We start from the raw sequence: 2,752 nt of genomic DNA, 5'->3' as shown, positions 1-2,752 counted from the left end.
ACCACGGTGCCGCGGCCCGAGATCGAGAACACGTCTTCCACCGGCATCAGGAACGGCTGGTCGACCGGACGCTCCGGCTGCGGAATGTACTCGTCGACGCTCTTCATCAGCTCGAGGATCGCGTCGTGACCGAGCTTCTTGTCCTTGTCTTCGAGGGCTGCCAGCGCCGAACCCTTGATGATCGGGATCTTGTCGCCCGGGAAGTCGTACTTCGACAGCAATTCGCGAACTTCGAGCTCGACCAGCTCGAGCAGCTCCGGATCGTCGACCATGTCGCACTTGTTCAGGAACACCACCATCGCGGGGACGCCGACCTGCTTCGCCAGCAGGATGTGTTCGCGGGTCTGCGGCATCGGGCCGTCGGCCGCCGACACCACCAGGATCGCGCCGTCCATCTGCGCGGCACCCGTGATCATGTTCTTCACGTAGTCGGCGTGGCCGGGGCAGTCGACGTGGGCATAGTGCCGCTTCGCGGTCTCATACTCGACATGCGCGGTCGAGATCGTGATGCCGCGGGCCTTCTCTTCCGGCGCCTTGTCGATCTGGTCGTACGCCGTGAACGTCGCACCGCCGGTCTCCGCCAGCACCTTGGTGATCGCTGCGGTCAGCGAGGTCTTGCCATGGTCGACGTGACCGATGGTTCCGATGTTGCAGTGCGGTTTGGTACGTTCAAATTTTGCTTTGGCCATTTGACTCTCCGTTCAATCGTTGACTGCCGTCAACGACAATCAGGCAAACTTCTTCTGGACTTCTGCCGACACGTTCGCCGGTGCTTCGGCGTAGTGATCGAACTGCATCGTAAAGGTCGCGCGTCCCTGGCTCATCGAGCGCAGGTTATTCACGTACCCGAACATGTTCATGAGCGGCACCATCGCATTGATGACGTTGGCGTTGCCGCGCATGTCTTGACCCTGGATCTGGCCGCGCCGCGAATTCAGGTCGCCGATGACCGAGCCGGTGTAGTCTTCCGGGGTCACCACCTCGACCTTCATGATCGGCTCGAGCAGAACGGATTTGCCCTTCTGCAGCGCTTCGCGGAACGCCGCGCGCGCGGCGATCTCGAAGGCCAGCGCCGAGGAGTCGACGTCGTGATACTTGCCGTCGACCAGCTGCACCTTGACGTCGACCACCGGGAAGCCGGCGACGACGCCGGAGCCCATCACGCTGTTGAGGCCCTTTTCGACACCGGGGATGTATTCCTTCGGCACCGCGCCGCCAACGATCTTGGACTCGAATTCATAGCCCTTGCCCGGCTCGTTGGGCTCGACCACGATCGACACTTCCGCGAACTGACCGGTGCCGCCGGTCTGCTTCTTGTGGGTGTACTTGACTTCGGCGCGTCTGGTGACGCGCTCACGGAACGCCACCTGCGGCGCGCCGATATTGGCATCGACCTTGTAGGTACGCCTCAGAATGTCGACCTTGATATCGAGATGGAGTTCGCCCATGCCCTTCAGAATGGTCTGGCCGGACTCCTGATCGGTCGAGACCCGGAACGAGGGATCTTCGGCGGCGAGCTTCGCCAGTGCCACGCCGAGCTTTTCCTGGTCGGCCTTCGACTTCGGCTCGATCGCGATTTCGATCACCGGCTCGGGGAATTCCATCTTTTCCAGGATCACCGGCTTGTTCGGATCGCACAGCGTGTCGCCGGTGCGCGCTTCCTTCAGACCCGCAAGTGCGACGATGTCGCCGGCATAGGCTTCCTTGATGTCCTCGCGGTTGTTGGCATGCATCAGCAGCATGCGGCCGATACGCTCTTTCTTCTCGCGGGTCGAATTGATGACGCCGGTGCCGCTGGCCAGGATGCCGGAATAGATGCGGCAGAAGGTGATGGTGCCGACGAACGGGTCGTCCATGATCTTGAACGCGAGCAGCGCCAGCGGCTCCTTGTCGTCGGCCCTGCGCACGACCTCGTTGCCGTCGTCATCGATGCCCTTGATCGCAGGCACGTCGACCGGCGACGGCAGATAATCCACCACCGCGTCGAGCAGCGGCTGCACGCCCTTGTTCTTGAACGCCGAGCCGCACAGCACCGGATAGAAGGCGCCGGTCAAAACCGCCTTGCGGATCAGGCGCTTCAAGGTGGCCTCATCCGGCTCCTTGCCGTCGAGATAGGCGGCGAGCGCGTCATCATCGAGTTCGACGGCGGCTTCCAGCATCTTCTCGCGATATTCCTTGGCCTTGTCGACGAGATCGGCGGGGATATCGATATCCCTGAAATTGGCGCCGAGCGCCTCGTCTTCCCAGACCACGCCCTTCATGCGGACGAGATCGACCAGGCCCTTGAAGTTGTTCTCGGAGCCAATCGGCAACTGGATCGCGATCGGCTTGGCGCCGAGGCGATCGACGATATCATCGAGGCATTTGAAGAAGTCGGCGCCGGTCTTGTCCATCTTGTTGGCGAAGACGATGCGCGGAACGCGATATTTGTCGCCCTGACGCCAGACGGTTTCGGTCTGCGGCTCGACGCCCTGGTTGGAATCGAGCACGCATACCGCGCCGTCGAGCACGCGCAGGCTGCGCTCGACTTCGATGGTGAAGTCGACATGGCCGGGCGTGTCGATGATGTTGAGGCGCTTGCCGTTCCAGAACGCGGTGGTCGCGGCCGAGGTGATGGTGATGCCGCGCTCCTGCTCCTGCTCCATCCAGTCCATCGTCGCGGCACCTTCGTGCACTTCGCCGATCTTGTGGCTCTTGCCGGTGTAATAAAGGATGCGCTCGGTGGTCGTGGTCTTGCCGGCGTCGATATGCG

Annotated in this window: 2 protein-coding genes; both read right to left on the bottom strand. The window is 62.1% G+C overall.

Annotation, left to right across the window (positions count from 1 at the left end):
* Positions 1-689 (bottom strand): GTP-binding protein (locus WCE35_RS09905; RefSeq protein WP_424593162.1); only part of this gene is annotated, 689 nt, incomplete at its 3' end.
* A gap of 39 nt (positions 690-728) precedes the next feature.
* On the bottom strand, positions 729-2,752 hold a 2,024-nt coding region (gene fusA, locus WCE35_RS09900; protein ID WP_424593161.1), incomplete at its 5' end, for an elongation factor G.

Origin of the sequence: Bradyrhizobium sp., assembly GCF_049691595.1 — a bacterium.
In the GTDB taxonomy this organism is placed as follows: Bacteria; Pseudomonadota; Alphaproteobacteria; order Rhizobiales; family Xanthobacteraceae; genus Bradyrhizobium.
The sequence above is the reverse complement of the archived record's forward strand: the minus strand, read 5'-3'. Positions and strand labels throughout refer to the sequence as shown.